At 72.0% G+C, this 20,041-nt stretch carries 16 protein-coding genes and 4 pseudogenes; 13 read left to right on the top strand and 7 right to left on the bottom strand.

The annotated features are described in order from the left end of the window. The first annotated feature begins 7 nt into the window (after positions 1–7). The 3 genes from ACTMVF_RS13510 to ACTMVF_RS13500 are packed head-to-tail and all read left to right on the top strand — an operon-like array spanning position 8 to position 5,083. Positions 8–3,001, top strand: a complete 2,994-nt coding sequence (locus ACTMVF_RS13510) for an aldehyde dehydrogenase family protein (protein WP_441271226.1) — start codon at positions 8–10, stop codon at positions 2,999–3,001. Beyond that, entirely contained in the window at positions 2,998–3,264 is a 267-nt protein-coding gene (locus ACTMVF_RS13505) for an acyl carrier protein (protein WP_301995776.1), read from the top strand. The genes ACTMVF_RS13510 and ACTMVF_RS13505 overlap by 4 nt, the downstream gene beginning before the upstream one ends. Further along, positions 3,257–5,083, top strand: a complete 1,827-nt coding sequence (locus ACTMVF_RS13500; protein ID WP_441271225.1) for a fatty acyl-AMP ligase — start codon at positions 3,257–3,259, stop codon at positions 5,081–5,083. Before ACTMVF_RS13505 ends, ACTMVF_RS13500 begins: the two co-directional genes overlap by 8 nt. Before the next feature lie 27 nt (positions 5,084–5,110). Here ACTMVF_RS13500 and ACTMVF_RS13495 read toward each other — a convergent pair whose 3' ends face one another. Next, on the bottom strand, positions 5,111–5,833 hold the full coding sequence (locus ACTMVF_RS13495) for an IclR family transcriptional regulator (RefSeq protein WP_441271357.1): 723 nt from the start codon (positions 5,831–5,833) through the stop codon (positions 5,111–5,113). Positions 5,834–5,948: 115 nt separating this feature from the next. Here ACTMVF_RS13495 and mhpD point away from each other — a divergent pair, with 115 nt between their 5' ends. Together mhpD and ACTMVF_RS13485 are read left to right on the top strand one after the other, a co-directional pair. Then, a complete protein-coding gene (gene mhpD, locus ACTMVF_RS13490; protein ID WP_441271224.1) occupies positions 5,949–6,797 on the top strand; it encodes a 2-keto-4-pentenoate hydratase in 849 nt (282 codons plus the stop codon). Next, positions 6,794–7,207, top strand: a pseudogene (locus tag ACTMVF_RS13485) (acetaldehyde dehydrogenase (acetylating)); the annotation flags it as partial. The gene mhpD and the pseudogene ACTMVF_RS13485, both read left to right, overlap by 4 nt. A gap of 36 nt (positions 7,208–7,243) precedes the next feature. On the opposite strand, the pseudogene ACTMVF_RS13480 reads toward ACTMVF_RS13485, so the two are convergent. The 3 genes and pseudogenes from ACTMVF_RS13480 to ACTMVF_RS13470 all read right to left on the bottom strand — a co-directional run. After that, positions 7,244–7,414, bottom strand: a pseudogene (locus tag ACTMVF_RS13480) (alpha/beta fold hydrolase); the annotation flags it as partial. A gap of 134 nt (positions 7,415–7,548) precedes the next feature. Continuing rightward, positions 7,549–8,214, bottom strand: coding sequence for a TetR family transcriptional regulator (locus ACTMVF_RS13475; protein WP_441271223.1), 666 nt, complete (start codon positions 8,212–8,214; stop codon positions 7,549–7,551). Between the two features lie 84 nt (positions 8,215–8,298). Continuing rightward, positions 8,299–8,427 (bottom strand): annotated as a pseudogene (locus tag ACTMVF_RS13470) (hypothetical protein); the annotation flags it as partial. Between the two features lie 360 nt (positions 8,428–8,787). On the opposite strand from ACTMVF_RS13470, the pseudogene ACTMVF_RS13465 reads away from it, so the two are divergent. Next, positions 8,788–8,877: pseudogene (locus tag ACTMVF_RS13465) on the top strand (DNA-binding response regulator); the annotation flags it as partial. 20 nt (positions 8,878–8,897) lie between these two features. Here ACTMVF_RS13465 and ACTMVF_RS13460 read toward each other — a convergent pair. Continuing rightward, on the bottom strand, positions 8,898–9,410 hold the full coding sequence (locus tag ACTMVF_RS13460) for a GNAT family N-acetyltransferase (protein WP_441271222.1): 513 nt from the start codon (positions 9,408–9,410) through the stop codon (positions 8,898–8,900). Positions 9,411–9,707: 297 nt separating this feature from the next. On the opposite strand from ACTMVF_RS13460, the gene ACTMVF_RS13455 reads away from it, so the two are divergent. Beyond that, on the top strand, positions 9,708–11,024 hold the full coding sequence (locus ACTMVF_RS13455) for a hypothetical protein (protein WP_441271221.1): 1,317 nt from the start codon (positions 9,708–9,710) through the stop codon (positions 11,022–11,024). A gap of 79 nt (positions 11,025–11,103) precedes the next feature. On the opposite strand, the gene ACTMVF_RS13450 is transcribed toward ACTMVF_RS13455, so the two are convergent. Continuing rightward, complete coding sequence (locus ACTMVF_RS13450) at positions 11,104–11,409, bottom strand: LysR substrate-binding domain-containing protein (RefSeq protein ID WP_441271220.1); 306 nt, start codon at positions 11,407–11,409, stop codon at positions 11,104–11,106. Positions 11,410–12,316: 907 nt separating this feature from the next. Between ACTMVF_RS13450 and ACTMVF_RS13445 the strand changes: the two genes are divergently transcribed. Further along, on the top strand, positions 12,317–13,597 hold the full coding sequence (locus ACTMVF_RS13445; RefSeq protein WP_441271219.1) for an MFS transporter: 1,281 nt from the start codon (positions 12,317–12,319) through the stop codon (positions 13,595–13,597). A 130-nt stretch (positions 13,598–13,727) separates the two neighbouring features. Here ACTMVF_RS13445 and ACTMVF_RS13440 read toward each other — a convergent pair whose 3' ends face one another. Beyond that, positions 13,728–14,639, bottom strand: coding sequence for a LysR family transcriptional regulator (locus ACTMVF_RS13440; protein WP_441271218.1), 912 nt, complete (start codon positions 14,637–14,639; stop codon positions 13,728–13,730). 119 nt (positions 14,640–14,758) lie between these two features. Between ACTMVF_RS13440 and ACTMVF_RS13435 the strand changes: the two genes are divergently transcribed. The 5 genes from ACTMVF_RS13435 to ACTMVF_RS13415 all read left to right on the top strand — a co-directional run bounded on the left by ACTMVF_RS13435 (position 14,759) and on the right by ACTMVF_RS13415 (position 19,977). After that, entirely contained in the window at positions 14,759–15,739 is a 981-nt protein-coding gene (locus ACTMVF_RS13435) for a fumarylacetoacetate hydrolase family protein (protein ID WP_441271217.1), read from the top strand. Next, positions 15,736–16,698 (top strand): cyclase family protein, encoded by a 963-nt coding sequence (locus ACTMVF_RS13430; RefSeq protein WP_441271216.1) that lies wholly within the window; start codon positions 15,736–15,738, stop codon positions 16,696–16,698. The genes ACTMVF_RS13435 and ACTMVF_RS13430 overlap by 4 nt, the downstream gene beginning before the upstream one ends. Before the next feature lie 173 nt (positions 16,699–16,871). Continuing rightward, positions 16,872–18,008 (top strand): FAD-dependent oxidoreductase, encoded by a 1,137-nt coding sequence (locus ACTMVF_RS13425; protein WP_441271215.1) that lies wholly within the window; start codon positions 16,872–16,874, stop codon positions 18,006–18,008. Beyond that, the gene (locus tag ACTMVF_RS13420; RefSeq protein WP_441271214.1) at positions 18,005–19,018 is read left to right on the top strand and encodes an amidohydrolase family protein; all 1,014 of its coding nucleotides are present in this window, start codon (positions 18,005–18,007) and stop codon (positions 19,016–19,018) included. The genes ACTMVF_RS13425 and ACTMVF_RS13420 overlap by 4 nt, the downstream gene beginning before the upstream one ends. 20 nt (positions 19,019–19,038) lie before the next feature. Further along, a complete protein-coding gene (locus tag ACTMVF_RS13415; protein ID WP_441271213.1) occupies positions 19,039–19,977 on the top strand; it encodes a VOC family protein in 939 nt (312 codons plus the stop codon). The last annotated feature ends 64 nt before the right edge of the window (positions 19,978–20,041 follow it).

Genomic DNA, 20,041 nt, shown 5'->3' with positions numbered 1-20,041 from the left:
GCCCGTCATGGTGACCTGTCAGGAACCCGAGACCCGGGCGGCGCACCGCGCCGACAGCTTTCTCAGCTTCGGCCCTCTCATCGGCGGCGCCACGCCCCCCGGCCCGACCGAGTGGGTCTACGCGATCCGCGCCGGCGCGCTCATCGACGACCCCATCGGCGCCACCTGCTACCGCAACGCACTCAATGCCGGGCACATGGGCCCCGACGCCCACCCGGAAACGATCCTGGGCCGCTGCGCCGTCGCCGGGCCCGACCTCATGGAGACCGCGCTGCGCACCGCGCGGCACGCCGCGGACGAATGGGGCGGCAGTCCGCGGCCCCGACGCGCCGCCGTCGCCGAGGCGTTCCGGGCACGGCTGCGAGAACACGCGGACACGCTGACCGACCTCCTGGTCGAGGAAGGGCACCCGGTCCGGCTGGCCCGGATGGAGGTCGCCGACCTGGTCACCTTCTTCGACCCCGAGACCACTGACTGGTGTCTGCGGCAGCTGGAGACACGGCACACCACCGGTGGCCGGACGGTGTCGCTGCGCCGGGTGCCGGACGGCGTCGTCTGCGTGCAGCCGCCGCAGAACACCCCGGCGCTGAGCGTCGGCGCGGCCTTCCAGTCCGTGCTGGCGGGCAACGCGCTGGTGGTGCGGCTGTCCCGGCAGGCGCCGATCGCGGCGATGTATCTGCTGGAGCGGATCGCCGTGCCGGCGCTCGGCGACGCCGGTGCCCCGCCCGGTGTCCTGTCGGCACTGTGCACCGACCCGGCCCAGGCACTGGACGCCTGGCTGGACAGTCCGCAGGTGGACGACGTGCTGTACTTCGGCGACTCGATCCGCGGCGAACAGATCGAGAAGGCCTGCCTCGTCGCGGGCAAGAAGCCGATCCTGGAACTCGGCGGCAACGACATGGTCGTGGTGTGGCGTGACGCCCCCCTCGACCAGGCCGTGGACGCGCTGCTGGAGTCGTACCACGGAAGCGGCCAGATCTGCTGTGCGCCCAACATCGCGCTCGTCCACCCGGAGATCGCCGACCGGCTCACCGACCAACTCGCCGCACGCGTGCGGGCGTTGCGGCCCGGCTTCCCCGACGATCCCGAAGTGGTGCTGGCCGCCACACCCAACACCGCCGGATACGACGCCGCGCTCGCCGACGCCCGGCGGGCGGGCGCCCGGGTGCTGACCGGCGGGCGCCACCTGGACGTGGGCGGCCGGGAGAGCGACGTCGCCGTGTTCGCGGAGCCGGCGCTCATCCGGGTCGACGGGCTCGCCCGGGCGCGGGAGCTGCGGTCGGTCCGGCACGAGACGTTCTTCCCGATGCTGACCGTCGTCGTGCCCGAGCCCGCCGGTGACGACGAACTCCTCGCCGAGACGGTGTCGTTCGTCGCCGCGGGCCCCTACGGCCTGCGCAACTCCCTGTGGGCCCAGGACCCGGAGGTCATCGACCGGTTCGTCCGGGACGTCCGCTCCTGCGGCCAGCTCCGGGTGAACGACTCGCACCTGGCGGGCGTTCCATACCTGTCCAATCATGGCGGCCCGGGGCTGAGCGGCGACCGGTTCGGCGAGCTCAACTATCCGATGCTGCGCACCAGTCGCCTCCAGGGCGTGTCCGTGGCACAGTCCCCGCCCGCGCCGTCCGACGGCGCCGCCCCCTATGTCCCGGCGCGGCGCAGGCCCCGGGTCGAGGCGGTCCGGGAGTACCCGCCCGGCTGGCCGCCCGAGGAGCTGCCGGGCGGGCTGCCGGCCCCGTTCACCGAGGCGTTCCAGCACGACCCGTACCCGACGCTGCACTGGCTGCGCGAGCACCGGCCGGTGAGCCGCGTCATGTCGCCGGACGGTCCGGGCTGGCTGCTGACCCGCTACGACGGCGTCCGCCGGGCCCACACCGACCCGCGGGTGAGCTGCGACAGCAAACGCGTCACCGCCGGCCGTATGTGGCTGCGGCACTGGCCGTCCGAGCTGCGGGAGCGGCTCTTCACCCACCTGCTGGACAGCGACGACCCGCGCCATGCCGAACTGCGCGCGATCATGCGGCCGTTCTTCACGCCCGCACGCCAGGAACAGTGGCGCTCCCGGGTGCAGCGCGTCGTCGACACCCGGATCGACCAGATCGTGGACCGGGGCCGCGCCGACCTCATGGCGGCCGTCGCCTACCCGCTCGGCGGCAACGTCCTGTTCTCCGTCCTCGGCGCCACCCCGCCCCGGATGAACCATCTGCGGGCGATGATCTGGCGTACCGCCGAATGGAACAACGACGTCCCTTACGTGGCGGCCCTCGCCCACGAGATCGACGGGTTCGTCCGCAGGGCCGTCGCCGAGAAGCGCCGCGCCCCCGGCGACGACCTGATCTCGCTGCTGGTCCGGGCCCGCGACGAGGACGGTCTGATCGGCGAGGACGAACTGCACGGCCAGGTCATGATGATGCTGGTGGCGGGCCAGGACCCCAGTATCAACAGCGTCGGCAACAGCCTGCACGCCCTGCTCACCCATCCCGGCCAGCTCGCCGAACTCCGCGGCGACCCGGCCCTGCTGGAGACCGGCATCGGCGAACTCCTCCGCTACGAGAGCCCGTTGCCCTTCACCAGCTGGCGGGGCACCCTCGAACCCGTCGAGTTCGGCGACGTGACCGTCCCGGCGAACGAGTCCCTGTTCCTGTGCCTCGGCGCGGCCAACCGGGACCCCGCCCGCTTCCCCGACCCCGACCGGCTCGACCTGCACCGGCCCACCCCCGGCCATCTGGCGTTCGGGCACGGCGCCCACTACTGCCTGGGCGCCCACATCGGCCGGATGACAGCCGAGGCCGCCGTCACCACCGTCCTGCGCCGGCTGCCCGGCCTGCGGCTGGACGGCACGCCACGGTGGCGGCCCAGCATGTTCGAGCGCGGGCTCAGTGCCCTGCCCGTCGCCTGGGACCTGCCGCGGAAGGTTCAGAAGGTTCAGAAGCCGCGTAAGTCCCAGAAGCCGCACAAGTTGCCGAAGCTGCAGAAGCCCCAGAAGGGGGCCGTTCGGTGAACCGCGCCGAGATCCTCGCCGAACTGAAGGCCATGCTCGCCGAGTTCGGCGACGTCGACCCCGAACACGTCGACGAACAGACCGCGTTCATCGCGGACCTCGCCCTCGACTCGCTCGTCCTGGTACGGATGACCGTCGTCGCCGAGGAGCGGTTCGGCGTGCGCATCCCCGACGAGGTCGCCTGGGAGCTGCACACGGTCGGTGCCGTGGTCGGCTATGTGGAGGAGGCCCTGGCCGGCCGGATCGGAGCCGGCGGTGAGTGAACTCGTCCGGTTCCTGCGCGAGAAGATGTGGCTCCTCGGGGACACCCGCTGGTACGCGCGGGTGGACAGCGTCCGGGGCGAGCTGGTCGAGGTGGAGCGGCTCGGGTACGCCCAACTCGACGCCCGGGCCCGAGCGGTGGGGGCGTGGCTGGCCGACCGGACGCCTCCCGGCGCGCGCGTGCTGCTGATGTATCCGGCGGGCCTGGAGTTCTTGGCGGTCTTCCTCGGCTGCCTGTACGCCGGGCGGGTCGCGATCCCCGCCCCGCTGCCGGCCACCGACCGCCGGGCCCTGGAACGCGCCGAGGGCATCATCCGCGACGCGGACGTCGGGCTGGTCCTCAGCGACGCCGCGCACCAGCCGGTGCTCGCCTCCTGGCTGGCGGGACCGGGCGTGGCCTCGCGGGCCGAGTGCGTCGCGACCGACGGGACCCACAGGACGGACGGGAGCGACGGGACTCACGGGACTGACGGGACCGTATTGCCGCACCCCGGCACCTGGTCCCCCGTCGCCCTGGAGCTCTCCGCGACCGCCTACATCCAGTACACCTCCGGGTCGACGAGCGAGCCGCGCGGTGTCGTCATCACCCACCGGAACCTGCTGCACAACCTGCTGTCGATCAGGGAGAAACTCCTCCCCGAGGAAGTCCTGGACGAGCTGCGCCACGATCCGTCTCCGACCGGCGCCGGTTGGCTCCCGCACTACCACGACATGGGTCTGGTCGGCATGCTGCTCAGCCCGCTCGCGAGCTGTGGCAACCTCGTCTTCTGCTCCCCGGTGTCCTTCATCGCCCATCCGCTGCTGTGGCTCCAGATGATCAGCCGGTACCGGGCCTTCTACACGTTCGCCCCGAATTTCGGCTACGACTGGCTGCTGAGGAGCCTCAGGGACGGTCAACTCACGGACGACGACCGGCACTTGAGCCTGGACTGCCTCCGCTTCGCGCTGAGCGGCGCCGAGCCCGTCCACGCCGAGGTCCTGAGCGCGGTCGCCCGCCGACTCGCCCCGATCGGCTTCCGCCCGGACATCTGGGCGCCCAGCTACGGCCTGGCCGAGGCCACCCTCATGGTGACCGGCACGTCCTGCGGGACCGGCCCGACCGTGGGGCGCTTCGACCGGGACGCGCTGGAGGCCGGCCAGGCCGTGCCGGCCCCGGACGGGGTCGACCTGGTCGGCTGTGGCCGTCCCGCCGGTGCCGTCGTCCGGATCGTCGACTCCGCGACCTCAAGTCCGCTGGAGGACGGGCGGGTAGGCGAGATCTGGGTGTGCGGCGACAGCGTCGCCGACGGCTACCTCAACGACCCGCAGGGCACCGCCGACCACTTCGCCGCCGTCACCGCCGACGGCGACGGCCCGTATCTGCGCACCGGAGACCTCGGCTTCCTCCAGGACGGCGAGCTCTACGTCACCGGTCGCGCCAAGGACCTGATCATCGTCAACGGCCGCAACATCCTCCCCCAGGACATCGAACGTGTCAGCGAAACCACCGACCCCGCGACCGGCCCCTGCGCCGCCTTCGCCCTGCCCGACGCCTCCGGCCACGAGCAGATCGTCCTGGTCCAGGAAATCCGCCCCGTCCATCTCGACGGCCGCACTCCCGCAGCCCTAGCCGCCCTCATCAGGAGGCGCCTGGCCCAGGAACTGCGGCTGGCCGTCCAGGTCGTCATCGTGGGGCCGATGAGCGTGCCCCGAACCACCAGCGGCAAGATCCAGCGCTCACGAACCCGCGACGAGCTGTGCTCGACCGGCCTCGATCCCCTGCACTCCGACCTCCTCACCCCGACCGAGCCCCGCCCCGCCCGTCAGACGGTCACCCGGTAGGAGCCGTTGGGGAGTGCGCCCGGGGCGTCAGCCGCCGCCCCGCAGCACCCGCGACAGCCCCAGCGCCGCGGTGCGCACGGCGGGGGCCAGTTGGGCGGGGCTGAAACGTGAGCGGGGGACGGCCACGGAAAGGGCGGCCACCGCGGTGCCGCCGGCGAAGACGGGGGCCGCGATGCAGCTCACGCCCGGCGCGGCCTCCTGCTCCTCGTAGGCGAGGCCCGACACCTGGACCTTCTCCAGGGCCATGCGCAGGCGGGCCGGGTCGGTGATCGAGTACGGGGTGAGGCTCGGCAGCGGCCGGGACAGCACCTCCTCCATCAACTCGGCGCCGGAGAAGGCCAGCAGGGCCTTGCCCACACCGGTGCAGGTCAGCGGCAGGCTGCCGCCGATGCGGGAGGGCAGCCGCAGGGCCTCGTGGCCGTGGATGCGTTCGAGGTAGACCACCTCCGCGCCCTCCCGGACACCGAGATGGACCGTCTCTCGGGTGGCCTCGAACAAGTCCTGCAGGAACGGCAGCGCCGTCTCCCGCAGATCGAGCCGGTGCGGAACCAGCGAGCCGAGCTCGAACAGCTTCGCGCCGAGCCGGTATTGCGGCCCCGACCGCTCCAGCCAGCCCAGCCGGACCAGGTCCGCGGCCAGCCGGTGCACCGTCGGCTTGGGCAGACCGGTGCGCTCGGAAAGTTCCGACAGGCGGTACGGACCTCCACTCGGGCTGAAGCATTCAAGGATGACCGCGGCTTTCTCCAGCATGCTGCCGCCTGCGCTGTTCCGTGTCACGGAACAAACATTGCCCCACGGTACGGCGCTGTCTATACCGGAGGCACCGCGGGCCGCCCCCGCACCGCTCCCCCTGGAGGTATCCCCGATGTCGACCACGCTCGACGGCGTCCGTCCGGACGCCGTTCCACCGACGGTGGTCAAAGCCGCCGACCTGCTGGCGGAGGCCACCCGCACCGGGGCAGCCTGCGCACCCGTGCGTGATCTGATCGACGGCGGCGGCGATCTGGAGGCCGCGTACGCCGTGCAGCAGCTGAACGTCCGGCGCGCTCTGGACACCGGTCGCCGGATCGTGGGCCGCAAGATCGGTCTGACCTCCGTGGCCGTCCAGCGCCAACTCGGCGTGGACCAGCCGGACTTCGGCGTGCTGTTCGCGGACATGGCGGTGCCGGACGGGGGTGAGGTGGCGGTGCGGCGGCTGCTGCAGCCCAAGGTGGAGGCGGAGGTCGCGCTCGTCCTCGGCCGCGATCTGCCGGAGCGTGACTGCACGGTCGTCGACGTGCTGCGCGCGGTCGACTTCGCGCTGCCCGCACTGGAGATCGTGGACAGCCGTATCGCGGGCTGGGACATCTCCCTCGTCGACACCGTCGCCGACAACGCCTCCTGCGGTCTCTACGTCCTCGGCGCCACCCCCGTACCGCTCACGGCCGTGGACCTGCGCACCGTGACGATGACCATGACCCGGGGCGGCGAGACCGTCTCGGAGGGGACGGGCGCCGCCTGCCTCGGCAGTCCGCTCAACGCGGCGGTCTGGCTGACCTCGGCGCTGGCCGAGCGGGGGGACCCACTGCGGGCGGGCGACCTCGTCCTGACCGGCGCCCTGGGCCCGATGGCCCCCGCCTCGCCCGGCGACGTCTTCGAGGCGCACATCTCGGGCCTCGGCTCCGTGCGGGTCGGCTTCGCCACGGACACGGCAACGGAAAAAGACCGGGCATGAGCACCAAGGTCGCCATCATCGGCTCCGGCAACATCGGCACCGAACTCATGATCAAGGTCCTGCGGCTGTCCGAGAGCTTGGAGATCGCCGCGATGGCCGGGATCGACCCGGACTCCGACGGTCTGGCCCGCGCCCGCCGCCTGAAGGTCGCCGCCACCCACGAGGGAGTCGAGGGGCTGATCGGGCTGAGTGAGTTCGCCGAAGTCGACATCGTCTTCGACGCCACATCGGCCGGCGCCCACCGCCACCACGACGAGGTGCTACGGCCCCTGGGCCGCACCCTGGTCGACCTCACCCCGGCCGCCCTCGGCCCGTACGTCGTCCCGCCGGTCAACGGCGACGCCCATCTCAACGCCCCGAACGTCAACATGGTCACCGGCAGCGGTCAGACCACGATCCCCGGGACGGCACAGCAGCGGTGAGCCCCGGCCGATGCGGCCGGGGCTCACCCTTGCGCATTCGAACTGGACCCAGTGGACCGTGTTGGCGACCTCGCAGAGATCGAAGTTGGGCATGGCCTCGGCCGGCATGCGCCCGCCGCTGGGCCGGTTGACCTTGTCGGGCGCGTCCCACAGCACCAGGGTCGGCACGGGCAGCCGGTGCAGGCGCGGGCCGCGATGTGCCGTCGTTCGTCCGCGGCACCGTCGTGGCTGGTCGCGCCCCGCGGCTGAGCCCCAGATCGATACCGCCCCGCATCCCTCTGGAGCGCTGCCGAACCGCAGCCGACTTCGCCGGACCCGCTGATCCCCGCTCAGTCGTCGGCCGCGATCTCCGTGGCCTGCGCGGCCATCGTCGAGGCGACGGCGTCGACCGTGGCGCGTGCCTTCTGCTCCGGTACGCCGGCCGCGATGAGCGTGGCGACGGCGGTGTGGGTGCCGTCGTCCTCCAGTGCCCCGGTGTTGACCTCCTCCAGCAGGGCGACCGTCATCGCCTCCAGACCGGCGCTCAGCACGGCCGGGGGGAGGTGCGAGTGGAAGACGCCGTCCCGCTGGCCTCGGTCCAGGATGGCCGTGGTCTCGGCGCGGGCCGGCGCCAGGATCTCAGCCACGCGTTCGGTGCCCAGGTCGCGGCGGGCCAGCGCCAGCAACAACCGGTAGCGGTCACCCACGGGCCACATCGAGAACACGAAGTACGCGAGCGCCCGCTCGGCCGGCTCGCCCGGCCCGAAGTGCGTCGCCCCGGCCGCCAGCACGCTCCGAAGGGATTCGGAAGCCTCCTCGGCGAGCGCCTCCAGCAGCGCCGCGCGCCCGGGGAAGTGACCGAACAGGGTGCGCCGTACGACACCGGAGGCCCGCGCCAGTTCCTCCAGTGTGATGTCCGGGTTCCGGCCGAGCTCCTGGCGTGCCGTGGCCAGGATGCGCGCCCGGTTGGAGCGCGCGTTGCGTCGTTGGGGAACGCGAGCCATGGGCTTGGTCACGGAGAAACCTCGAACATCGGGGGTCGGAAACGACGGGCGGGCCTGCGCAGACTGTACCGCCACGAGATCTTCGAGGTCACAGCCCTACGCCGAGCGGTGCGAGGCCGGCGGCACCAGCCGGAAGACGCTTCCCTGCCCGGTGACCGTCTCCGGTTCCAGTCGGCCGCCGTGGCCCTGGGCGATCGCGCTCGCGATGGCGAGGCCGAGGCCGGAGCCGCCGTGGTCGGCGGAGCGGGACGGGTCGGCCCGGCGGAAGCGTTCGAAGACCCGCTCGGCCGCTTACGGGAGAGGCCGGGTCCCTGGTCCGTGACCTCCAGCAGGCAGATCGCGTCCCTTCGGGCAGCGGTGGCGAGGGGCTCGTCCGGCCGGGCCGGTTCGTGCGTCCGGCGGTGGGGCCGGCCGGCCCGGTTCCCACGCGTACCTCCACCCGCGTACCGGGCGGGGTGTGCGTCAGCGCGCTGGACAGCAGGTTGGCCGCGACCTGCCTCAGCCGGTGCGGATCGCCGGTCACCTCGACCAGTTCCAGTTCCAGTTCCTCCTCGTCGGCGGCCGGGCCGCTGCCGAGGGTGCCCAGAGGTCTTGGTCGCCATCGGCCGGGGCTGGACGAACGCGGAGATCGCCGAGCGGCTCGTCCGCACCGAGTCCACGATGAAGAAGCACGTCGACGGTCGGCCGCCTGACAGCTACCCGAGTACCTTCTCCAGCAGCGTGAAGGACTTGGGCGCCCCGCCCGGCTGCGGCTTGCCCTCCTTGTGACCCACCACGCGGTAACCGGCGTCCCGGTAGTAGGCGTTGAGCTGTGCGTTGCCGGCCAAGCAGTCCAGGCGCACGCACGTCCGTCCCGCCTCAGCCACTCGGCGTTCCGCGGCCCTCAGCAGCCGCAGCCCCGTCCCGGGGGCGGCGGTGGAACGGTCGACCATGAGCCGGTGCACGTATCCGGCGACGGGCGGCCGCGCGCCCCATGCGGCCTCATCCTCCCACCACAACTCCCAGGCACCGACGACACGCCCGCCGGCCTCCGCGAGCCAGACCTCACCATGCTCCATGACCTGGCGGAAATGGTCCTCGGCCAGTTCTCCCGGCCGCCACTGACCGGTGATACCCCAGGCCGCCATCCAGCGGGCCGCGTCGTCGCGGAGGCGGACGAGGGTCGGCGGATCGGCGTCCGTCGCCGGGCGGATACGTAGATCATTCACCCGGGCGATCCTCGCACATCGGTCCCATGACGGTCCGTCAGAACCAAAGAGGCTCGCAGGTCCCGGTCCCTGGTCCCTGGTCCCTGGTCCCTAGTCCCTGATGAAGGGGGCCTCGGTCCCGGTCCCGGCAGTTGGCCCATCGCACGGGCCAACTGGTGTGCCGCGCTACACCATCCGGTGACTAATGGCCGTCGCAGTGTTATGCATATCTACCGATTTCCTATCCATCCACTGTCCGGCTCTTGGTGCTGACCAGCCGTCACGAGGCCCTGAACCAAGTCGAGGAGAGTGGAGAAGATGACGACATCGCCGAGATGGCGATCCGTTCTGGCGTCGGCCGCCATGGCTACGGCGCTCGCCGCAGCCGCGCTGACGAGCGCGGGAACCGCCTACGCCCACGACAACCACAAGACCCCGCATCCGCCGTACCCGGCGAAGCCCGCCCACCACCCGGTGCACGCGATCAAGCCCGCCCACCCGGCCAAGCACGAGAAGCCCGCCCACCCGGTGCACCCGGTCAAGCCCGAGAAGCCTGCCCACCCGGTCAAGCCCGTGTACCCGGTACACCCGGTCAAGCCCGAACTCCCGGCCAAGCCCGACCACCCCGTCAAGCCGGTGTACCCGGTCAAGCCCGAGCTTCCGACCAAGCCCGACCACCCCGTGCACCCGGTCAAGCCCGAGCTTCCGGCGAAGCCTGCGCTCCCGGCCAAGCCGGCACTGCCCGCGAAGCCCGCGCTCCCGGCGAAGCCCGCCCACCCGGTCAAGCCGAAGCTCCCGGCCAAGCCTGCGCTCCCCGCGAAGCCGGCCCTCCCGGCCAAGCCCGCGCTCCCCGCCAAGCCCGCGCTCCCCGCGAAGCCGGCCCTCCCGGCCAAGCCGAAGCTCCCGGCCAAGCCCGCACTCCCCGCCAAGCCCGCACTCCCCGCCAAACCGGCCCTCCCCGCGAAGCCGGCCCTCCCGGCCAAGCCGAAGCTCCCGGCCAAGCCCGCACTCCCCGCCAAGCCCGCACTCCCCGCCAAACCGGCCCTCCCCGCGAAGCCGGCCCTCCCGGCCAAGCCGAAGCTCCCGGCCAAGCCCGCACTCCCCGCCAAGCCCGCACTCCCCGCCAAACCGGCCCTCCCCGCGAAGCCGGCCCTCCCGGCCAAGCCGAAGCTCCCGGCCAAGCCCGCACTCCCCGCCAAGCCCGCACTCCCCGCGAAGCCCGCACTCCCGGCGAAGCCCGCACTCCCGGCGAAGCCCGCAATCCCGGCGAAGCCAAAGCTCCCGGCCAAGCCCGCAATCCCGGCGAAGCCAAAGCTCCCGGCCAAGCCCGCACTCCCCGCCAAGCCCGCACTCCCCGCGAAGCCAAAGCTCCCGGCCAAGCCCGCACTCCCCGCCAAGCCCGCACTCCCCGCGAAGCCAAAGCTCCCGGCCAAGCCCGCACTCCCCGCCAAGCCCGCACTCCCCGCGAAGCCAAAGCTCCCGGCCAAGCCCGCAATCCCCGCCAAGCCAAAGCTCCCGGCCAAGCCTCACTACCCCTCCCATCCCAAGAAGCCCGACCACCCCAAGCACTCGAAGCACTCTGAGCACTCGAAGCACTCCGAGCACTCTGACCACTCGAAGAAGCAGCACGGGTGACAAGGACAAGGAGAAGCTGACCTCAGGGGCAGTCACGATGCCGGGCCTGGAAGCATCCAGGCCCGGCACGCCCCTGTGGTCAGTCGTGGAACGCCCCGTAGAACGCGTCCCGGCAGACCAGGATGGCGGGGTGTCCGCCCCCGCCACGGCGTACGACGGTGAAGACACGGCGGGTGCGCCCGCCGCACGGAAGTTGCCGCACAGCGACCGCCGGGGACTGCCCGTTCCGGACGAGGTCGGAGAGGAGCGCGACGGCCTGGTTCTGCTCCATGAGGCGGACGTGGAGCAGCAGGTCGGTGGTCTCGAACCGTACGTCGAGTTCGAAGCCGGCATTGCGGCACAGGGTCGTCGCCCAGTGCCGGGCGGCTGCGCCCTCCGGTTCCATGACCGGTTGAGGCGCAGGGGGTCGTCGAGCAGGTCCTCCCGTTCGAGTTCGGCGGGCGCGGGTTGGGATTGCCGGGGTGCTCCTCGGTGAGGACCAGGTAGAAGTCACGTGGCGCGGTGCTGAGCGGCCCGGGCTCTGCAGAGCGCCGTACGGCACTTTGGCTCGACGCGTACTCGGTGGTCGTCCTGCTGAGCACCGAGGGCCCGACCGGCGCCCCGCACTCCACCGCATGCCGGCCCATCTCGCGGCCGCGATCGGTGTGCTCGGCCTGCTGACCGTCGTGCCGGGGCCGGACGGGGCGGTGGTGACCCGCCGTGCCCTCATTGCCGGGCCCAGGGACGCGCTGCGTACCGTGGGCGGGATGGCGACGGGGTTGGTGGCCGGACTCGCGGCCGTACTGGCCGCCTCACCCAGGGCGTACCTGGCCGTCAAGCTCCTGGGCGCCGGCTGCCCCACCGCACCCCCGGCACCCCCGGCACCCAGATCACTACCGCTACCGACACATGTACCGATATCGATACCGACACCAGTCCTTCCGGCGTCGGGAGCCCCTGGCGGACCGGCCTCGCCGGCAACGTCCTCAAGCCCCTGGCCATGACGCTGTCCGGGGCCGGTCCCGTCCTGGTCCCGTCCTCCACAAGCCACGGGCCCCCCGTGCCGACTGACCCGTGAGCAGCCGGAGGCAGGCGCGGGCGGGCAGCCCCATCCATCGCATGGATGAGGCGGATACGGGATTCGGATCGCCCGGAGGATGGCGGCAGGAACCCTGACGGCTCATAGTCGTCCTACCCGCACGCCGCTGTCCGGACCAGCCGCCACGTGCGGCCCTCCCCCGCATGCCGTGCGCCCTGGGCGCCCGTGACAGGCATGCCCGCTCCCCTGTCCTCCGCCCTTGCCTGGAGTCGCCATGCCCGGTTCCGCCCCGCCTCCCACCACGGCCGATGTCGAGGACGCCGCCGCGTCGCCCGTGCCCGTCTCCGGCCCGGCCCACCTGTTGCGGGTGACCCTGCTGATGGCGGGCAGCTGTCTGCCGATCCTGGGGGCGGTGCTGATCGCCCCCGTGCTGCCGAAGATGCAGGACCACTTCGCCTCGACGCCGGGCGCCAAGGCGCTCGTCCCGCTCGCGCTGACCGTTCCGGCGCTGTCGCTGGCGCTGCTGGCCCCGTTCGCCGGGGTGATCGTGGACCGGCTGGGCCGCAAGCGTCTGCTGATCGTCACGACCGTGCTGTACGCCGTGTTCGGCACGGCACCGCTCTGGCTGGACTCGCTGGGCGCCATCATCGCGAGCCGCGCCCTGGTCGGCGTCGCCGAGGCCGCGATCATGACCTGCTGCACCACCCTGATCGGCGACTACTACAGCGGTCACCAACGGGTGAAGTACCTCGCGCTGCAGACCATGTGCGCCTCGGCGTCGGCCACCGTCTTCTTCGTGCTCGGCGGTGCCGTGGGCGCGGCGGCCTGGAAGATGCCCTTCTGGGTCTACGCCGTGAGCCTGGTCCTCGCCCCGCTGATGGCGTCCGCCCTGCCCAGCCCGGCGGTCCGCGCGACCGCTGACGAGACCCCGGCCGGGGCCACGAGCCCCGAGGTCCGCCGACCCTTCCCCCGGCGACAGCTGGCGGGCATCTGCGCCCTCACCTTCTTCGGCGCGATGGTCTTCTACACCGTCCCGGTGGAGATGGCGTACCTGCTCGACGACCTCGGCGTGGAAAGCTCCGGTGTGATCGGCCTGGCCACCGCGATCGCGAGTGCCGCGACCGTGGGCGGCGCGATCACGTTCGCCCGGCTGAAGCGGGCCCCCGATCCCATGCTGCCCGCCGTCTTCGCGGTCTGCGCCGCCGGTTTCGGGGTGATGTTCCTGGCGGGCGACGCGCCGCTGCTGGTCGTCGGAGCGGTGATCAACTGCCTGGGTACGGGGATGCTGCTGCCGGCCCTCCTCACCAGTGCCATGTCCCGGCTGGCCTTCGAGGACCGCGGCCGCGGCACGGGACTGTGGATGGCCGCCTTCTTCGGCGGCGAGTTCGTCTGCCCGCTGGTGCTGCTCGCCGGGGAGTCGGCGGTGGGGAGCCTCGCGGGAGCGGTGGGGGTGCTGGGGGTGGCCGCGGCGTTGGTGGCGGCGGGGTTGTGGGCGGCCGCGAGGCGTCGGTCGACGGCCGTTGATCCGCGGCCATTGCCGGAACAATTGGTCTGACGGTCCGACAACCCCCAAGGGGCGCGGGCGGTATCGATATGCGGCTCCGCCGCGTGGGCGCGACCAGCCACCACGCGGCCGCAGCCCAAGGGCGGCTGATCGTGGCACTCACAGGAGGTCAAGGTCGACCTCAGCTCCCCTCCGTCAGCGTCGCCCCCACCTCCGCCGCCTTCTGCCGCAGCCAGATATGTGCCGCGTCCTGCGCGTGCAGCGGATGCCACCACAGCGCCACCTGCACCGGTACGGCCTCGAAGGGACAGGGCAGAACCCGTACCCCTGCCGAGCGCACCGCCCTGCGGGCCAGCCGTTCCTGGATCATCGCGACCCTGCGGGTGCCCTCGATCATGTGCGGCAGCAGCTGGAAGGTCTGGACGGAGACCTCCACATGAGGGCTGATGCCGAGCATGCTCAACTGGCGGGCGGCCGGGGCGTCGTAGGGCCGCTGGTAGACGGCCCAGGGCAGGCGGGCCAGGTGGTCGAGGGTGAGTGCGTCACCCACCTCGGGGTGGTCGTCGGCGATCATGCACAGCCAGCGGTCCTGGTAGAGGTCGACGGCGGGGAAGCCGTCGATGACGCCGTGCGGCATCAGCAGTCCGTCGACGGTGCTCAGCAGCGCCCCGGTGTTCTCCTGGACGGAGGGCGCCGGGTGCTGGAAGGTGAGCCGGATGCCGGGCGCCTCGTGGTGCACGGCGCGGGCGAGCGCGGCGCCGAACACGGCCGCGCCGTAGTCCGAGGCGAGCAGCGTGAACTCGCGGGCCTCGGCGGTCGGGTCGAACTCGGCCTGGCTGGCGAAGACGCGCTCCAGCAGGTCGCACGCGGTGGCGCTGCGGTCCCGCAACGCGGCGCCGAGCGGCGTCAGTTCGTAGGAGTTCCCGGTCCGGGCGAGCAATTCGTCGTCGAAATGGCGGCGCAGCCGGGACAGCGCCGCGCTCATCGCCGGCTGGCTCAGTCCGATGCGCTCGCCGGCTCTGGTGACGTTGCGCTCCTCCAGTAGCGCGCGCAGGGCGACGACCAGGTTGAGGTCGAGTCGGGACAGGTTCACCGGGCACCACCTGGCAGCCGGAGCCATCCATGTTGTGGATATGGCTCATCCAAAAGATTGATTTCCATGATTCATCGATCGGGCCCACAGTAGACCGCAACCCAGCAGGAGGAAATCTGATGGCAACGCTCGCGCAACCTGCCGGCCCGTTCGCGCTCGGCATGTTCTCCACGCCGGACGGGGAGCCGTTCCCCGGTCTCCTGGCCAAGGGCCGGGTGCTCGACCTGGGCGGCGCCCTGGACTCGGCGCCCTCCGACGTACGTGCCGTACTGGAACGGTGGGAGGAGACGCTCCCCCTGCTGCGCGCCCTCGCGGACGACGACGCCCAGGAGTGGCAGGCGCTGGAGGGGCTGCGGGTGCACGCCCCCGTCGAGCCCCGGCAGATCTTCCAGTCCGGCGCCAACTACCGGCAGCACGTGATCGACCTGGAGGTCGCCCACCGCTCCCCCGACGACCCGCGCACGGTGGAGGAGGCGCGGGCCGAGATCGCCGCGGTCATGGACCGACGGGCCGCCGAGGACCTGCCGTACGTGTTCATCGGGCTGCCCACCACCATCACGGGTCCGTACGACGACGTCGTGCTCCCCTCCTGGGCCGAACAGCCGGACTGGGAGCTGGAGTTGGCGGTTGTCATCGCCAGGCCCGCCTACCGGGTCTCCGTCGAGGAGGCCATGGCGTACGTCGCCGGGTACACGATCGCCAACGACCTCACCGATCGCGCCACCGTCTTCCGCCGGGACATGAAGGCCATCGGCACCGACTGGCTGCGCTGCAAGAACGCGCCGGGCTTCACCCCGCTCGGTCCGTGGCTGGTGCCGGCCGAGTCGATCGCCGACCCCGGTGATCTGCGGGTCACCCTCAGGCTCAACGGCGACACCATGCAGGACGAGTCCACCAAGGACATGCTCTTCGGCATCGCGCGGCTGGTGTCGTACATCTCGCAGACCGCCCGACTCCTGCCGGGAGACCTCGTGTTGACCGGCAGCCCGGCCGGCAACGGCATCCACTGGGGACGGCTGCTGCGCGACGGCGACGTCATGGAGGGCTCGATCACCGGTCTGGGCGTGCAGCGCACGCGGTGCGTGGAGGAGACGTCATGAGCCTGGACCGGCACGACCCCGAGGGCGCGATAGCCGAGGCCGCCAAGGCGTACTCCAACTGGGGGCGCTGGGGCGAGGACGACGTGCTCGGCACCCTCAACTTCCTCGACGAGGCCAAGCGCCGGGAGGGCGCCGCGCTGGTACGGCGGGGTGTGAGCTTCTCGCTGTCGCAGCGGTTCGACATGAACGGGCCGCAGAAGGGCTGGCGCCGGCGCACCAACCCCGTGCACACGATGCTCGACACCGGCACCGACGCGGCCCTCGGCAACCAGGGCTTCCCGCACGGCATCGGCGGCGCCGACGACGTGATCGCGATGCCTCTGCAGTGCTCCACGCAGTGGGACGGGCTCGGGCACATCTTCGACCATGGCAACGCCTGGAACGGGCGGCCGGCCGAGAAGGTGGTCACCTCCGACGGCGACCTCGTCACCGGCATCGAGCACATGGCGCCGTATGTCGCCGGGCGTGGCGTGCTGCTGGACGTGGGCCGGGTCGTCGGCGAGGGCGGCGAGCTGCCCGACGGGTTCGCGATCACCGAGGAGCATCTCGCCGCGACCGCCGAGGCGCACGGCGTGACCGTCGGGCGCGGTGACATCGTCGTCGTACGGACCGGGCAGCTGGCCCGCGTGCGCCGTGACGGGTGGGGCGAGTACGCGGGTGGGCGCGCGCCGGGGCTGTCGTTCACCACGGCCGGCTGGCTGCACCGTACCGAGATCGCCGCGGTCGCCACCGACACCTGGGGTTTCGAGGTGCGGCCCAATGAATTCGAGAACGCCTTCCAGCCGCTGCACCAGGTCGTCATCCCCAACATGGGGCTGCTGATCGGCGAGATGTGGGACCTGGAGGCGCTCGCCGAGGACTGTGCGGCGGACGGCGTGCACGAGTTCTGGCTGACCGCCGCGCCGCTGCCCATCACCGGGGCCGTCGGCTCCCCCGTCAACCCCGTCGCCGTCAAGTAGCCGCTCGGTCGCCGGATGCGCCGACCTCCCCGGACAGCAGCGGCGCATCTGGCCCGCACCCCATCCGCACCCCGGCCCGCACCCCGTTCCCACCTCTGACCCGCCGTCCCAGCGGGCGAGCCGCACCCCCGCCGCTCGAAGCCGCGCGGCCCAACCTCGGGAGGTACCCCGACATGGCTGACCGCCCCACTCCTACCGTCCTCGTCATCGGCGGGGGCGCCGCCGGCAACGCCGTCACCATCCTGCTGCGCCGCGCCGGCATCACCGTCGACCTGATCGAGGCCAGGCCCGACTGGAACGCCACCACCGGCTCCGGCATCACCCTCCAGGGCAACGCGCTGCGGGTGCTGCGCGAACTGGGCCTGTGGGAACAGGCGGAGGCCTCCGGATTCTCCTTCGGCACGCTCGGTATCACCGCCCCCGACGGCACGGTGCTGCACATCGCCGAGGACATCAGGACCGGCGGCGACGACCTGCCCGCCACCCTCGGCATGCAGCGCCCCCAGCTCCAGCGGATCCTCATCGACGCCGTGCGCGCCTCCGGCGCCACGGTGCGCCTGGGTACCACCGCCGAGTCCCTGGAACAGGACAGCGACGGCGTCCGCGTCCGCTTCAGCGACGGCAGTGAGGGCCGCTACGACCTGGTCGTCGCCGCCGACGGCCTCAACTCCACCACCCGCGCCGCGATCGGCATCACCGACAAGCCCGAACCCACCGGCATGGGCATCTGGCGCATCGCCGCTCCGCGGCCGGAGAGCGTGACGCGCTCCGATCTCGCCTATGGCGGACCGGCCTACATCGCGGGCTACACCCCCACCGGCGAGGACACCCTCTACGCGTTCCTCGTCGAAGGGTGCCGTGACCGCGCGTCCGTCGACACGTCCGACCACGCCGACGAGATGCGCCGCCTGGCGCAGGCGTACGGCGGGGCCTGGCCGGAGATCACCCGGCACATCACCGACCCGAAGCAGGTCAACTACACCTGGTTCACCCGGATGCTGGTCGAGGGTTCCTGGCACCACGGCCGGGTCGTCCTCGTCGGCGACGCCGCCCACTGCTGCCCGCCCACCCTTGCCCAGGGCGCGGCCATGTCCCTGGAGGACGCGCTCGTGCTCGCCGAGCTGCTCACCAGCGGACGGGACTGGGATGACGCGCTGTTCCAGGCCTACTACGAGCGCCGCATCCCCCGCGTCCGGGCCGTCGTCGAGGCGTCCGTGCAGATCGGCCAGTGGCAGCTGGACTGCGTGCGCGACGCCGACGTCCCCGGGCTGATGGGCCGCACGATGAACATCCTCAAGGAGCTGCCGTGACGGCACCCACCGTCGACGTGCATGCGCACGTCCTGCTGCCGGAGATCGAGGAGGCCGTCGCCGGTCACCCCGCCCTCGCGGCGGCCCGCAGCCTCGACGCCCGCCGCAACGGGTCGGCGGCCCTCGCGGTGAACGGCCCCATGGTGGGCGCCCGGGTGCCGAAGCTGACGGACGTCGACGTGCGCCTGGCGGCGATGGACGAGGCCGGCGTGGACGTGCAGCTGGTGAGCCCCTCGCCGGGCCACTACCACTACTGGGCCGATACTCAACTGGCCGACAGGGTATGCCGGTTGGCCAACGAGGGCACCGCCGCACACTGCGCCCAGGCCCCCGACCGGCTGCACGGCCTCGGCATGGTCCCCCTCCAGCACCCCGGCCTCGCCGTTGCCCTGCTCGACCACGCGCTGGACCAGGGGCTGAGGGGCGTGGAGATCTCCTCGCACGCCCCGGGGCCGGGCGGGGCACGGGAAGTGGAGCTGTCCGACCGGCGGCTCGCGCCCTTCTGGGCACGCGCGGAGGAGACCGGCGCCGTCGTCTTCCTGCACCCGTTCGGCTGCACGCTCGACGAGCGCCTGGCTCAGTGGTATCTGTCCAACACGGTCGGCCAGCCCACCGAGAACGCCGTCGCGCTCTCCCATCTGATCTTCTCCGGAGCCCTGGACCGGCACCCCGGACTGAAGCTGATAGCCGCGCACGGGGGCGGCTACCTCCCCACCCATATCGGCCGCTCCGACCACGCCTGGCGGGTGCGCCCCGACGCCCGGTCCTGCTCCCGGGAGCCGAGCAGCTACCTGAAGCAGCTGTACTTCGACTCGCTCGTCCACGACCCGCACGTCCTGCGGGAGTTGATCCGCGCCGTCGGCTCCGACCGTGTGCTGCTCGGCTCCGACTTCCCCTTCGACATGGGCACCGACGACCCGCTGGACGCCCTGCGCGCAGCCGGCCTGCCCGACCACGACTTCCACGCGGTGCGGGGCGGCAACGCCGCCGCTCTGCTCAACCTCGCCTGAGGCCTGAGGAGGAACCCCCCATGAGCAACCGTCTGCTCACCCACCTGCGGCACGTCGACCTCGCCGTACCCGACTACGACAAACAACTCGACTTCTACGCCGGCGTCTGGGGCCTGACCAAGGTCGCCGAGGACTCCGGGATCTCCTTCCTGGCCGCAGAGGGCAGCCCCGAGCAGTACGTCGTACGGCTGCGCAAGGCCGACGAGAAGCGCCTCGACCTCGTCTCCTACGGGGCGGACAGCCCGGCCGACGTCGACACCCTCGCCGGGCAACTGCTCGCGGCCGGTGTGCGGTTGATCTCCCAGCCGGGCAAGCTCGACACCCCCGGCGGCGGGTACGGCTTCCGCTTCTTCGATGTCGACGGCCGCACCATCGAGGTCTCCGCCGACGTCCAGGCGCGGCAGCACCGCAGGATCGAGGAGAAGGAGGCGATCCCGGTCCGCCTGTCGCACGTGGTCCTCAACTCCCCGGACCTGGACAGGACGCGCGAGTGGTACGAGCGCCACCTCGGCTTCCGGCTGAGCGACACGCTCAGCTCGCCCCACATGGGCGAGGTCATGCACTTCATGCGGATCAGCAACCAGCACCACTCGATGGCACTCGCGAAGGGCCCGCACACCTCGCTGCACCACGTCTCCTTCGAGATGCGCGGCCTGGACGAGTACATGCGCGGCTCCGGCCGGGTGATGCGGGCCGGGATCCGCAAGATCTGGGGCCCGGGCCGGCACATGGCGGGCGACAACACCTTCACGTACTTCCTCGACCCGCACGGCAACACCGTGGAGTACACCACCGAGCTGGAGGAGCTGGACGAGGACACCTGGCACCCCCACGTCTACGACTTCTCCCAGCCCGAGGTCACCGACCAGTGGGGCACGGCGAACCCGATGAACGAGCTGATCGCCAAGGAGTCGTTCAACGACGTCGACCGCGGCGTCTTCGTCGCCCCGCCGGTCTGATCCCCCACCCCTGCGGACCACCACAGCTCCGGGGGCGCGGCGACTACCTGTCACTGCCCTGACT

The sequence above is a fragment of the Streptomyces sp. SD31 genome (assembly GCF_052068475.1).
Classification (GTDB): Bacteria; Actinomycetota; Actinomycetes; order Streptomycetales; family Streptomycetaceae; genus Streptomyces.
This window is presented reverse-complemented; position numbering and strand designations above follow the sequence as displayed.

Coding starts and splice junctions, on each gene's coding strand:
- ACTMVF_RS13510 (WP_441271226.1), top strand. CDS start 8: ATGGTGACCTGTCAGGAACCCGAGACCCGGGCGGCGCACCGCGCCGAC.
- ACTMVF_RS13495 (WP_441271357.1), bottom strand. CDS start 5,833: ATGCTGGAGAAAGCCGCGGTCATCCTTGAATGCTTCAGCCCGAGTGGA.
- mhpD (WP_441271224.1), top strand. CDS start 5,949: ATGTCGACCACGCTCGACGGCGTCCGTCCGGACGCCGTTCCACCGACG.
- ACTMVF_RS13455 (WP_441271221.1), top strand. CDS start 9,708: ATGACGACATCGCCGAGATGGCGATCCGTTCTGGCGTCGGCCGCCATG.
- ACTMVF_RS13450 (WP_441271220.1), bottom strand. CDS start 11,409: ATGGAACCGGAGGGCGCAGCCGCCCGGCACTGGGCGACGACCCTGTGC.
- ACTMVF_RS13445 (WP_441271219.1), top strand. CDS start 12,317: ATGCCCGGTTCCGCCCCGCCTCCCACCACGGCCGATGTCGAGGACGCC.
- ACTMVF_RS13435 (WP_441271217.1), top strand. CDS start 14,759: ATGGCAACGCTCGCGCAACCTGCCGGCCCGTTCGCGCTCGGCATGTTC.
- ACTMVF_RS13430 (WP_441271216.1), top strand. CDS start 15,736: ATGAGCCTGGACCGGCACGACCCCGAGGGCGCGATAGCCGAGGCCGCC.
- ACTMVF_RS13425 (WP_441271215.1), top strand. CDS start 16,872: ATGGCTGACCGCCCCACTCCTACCGTCCTCGTCATCGGCGGGGGCGCC.
- ACTMVF_RS13415 (WP_441271213.1), top strand. CDS start 19,039: ATGAGCAACCGTCTGCTCACCCACCTGCGGCACGTCGACCTCGCCGTA.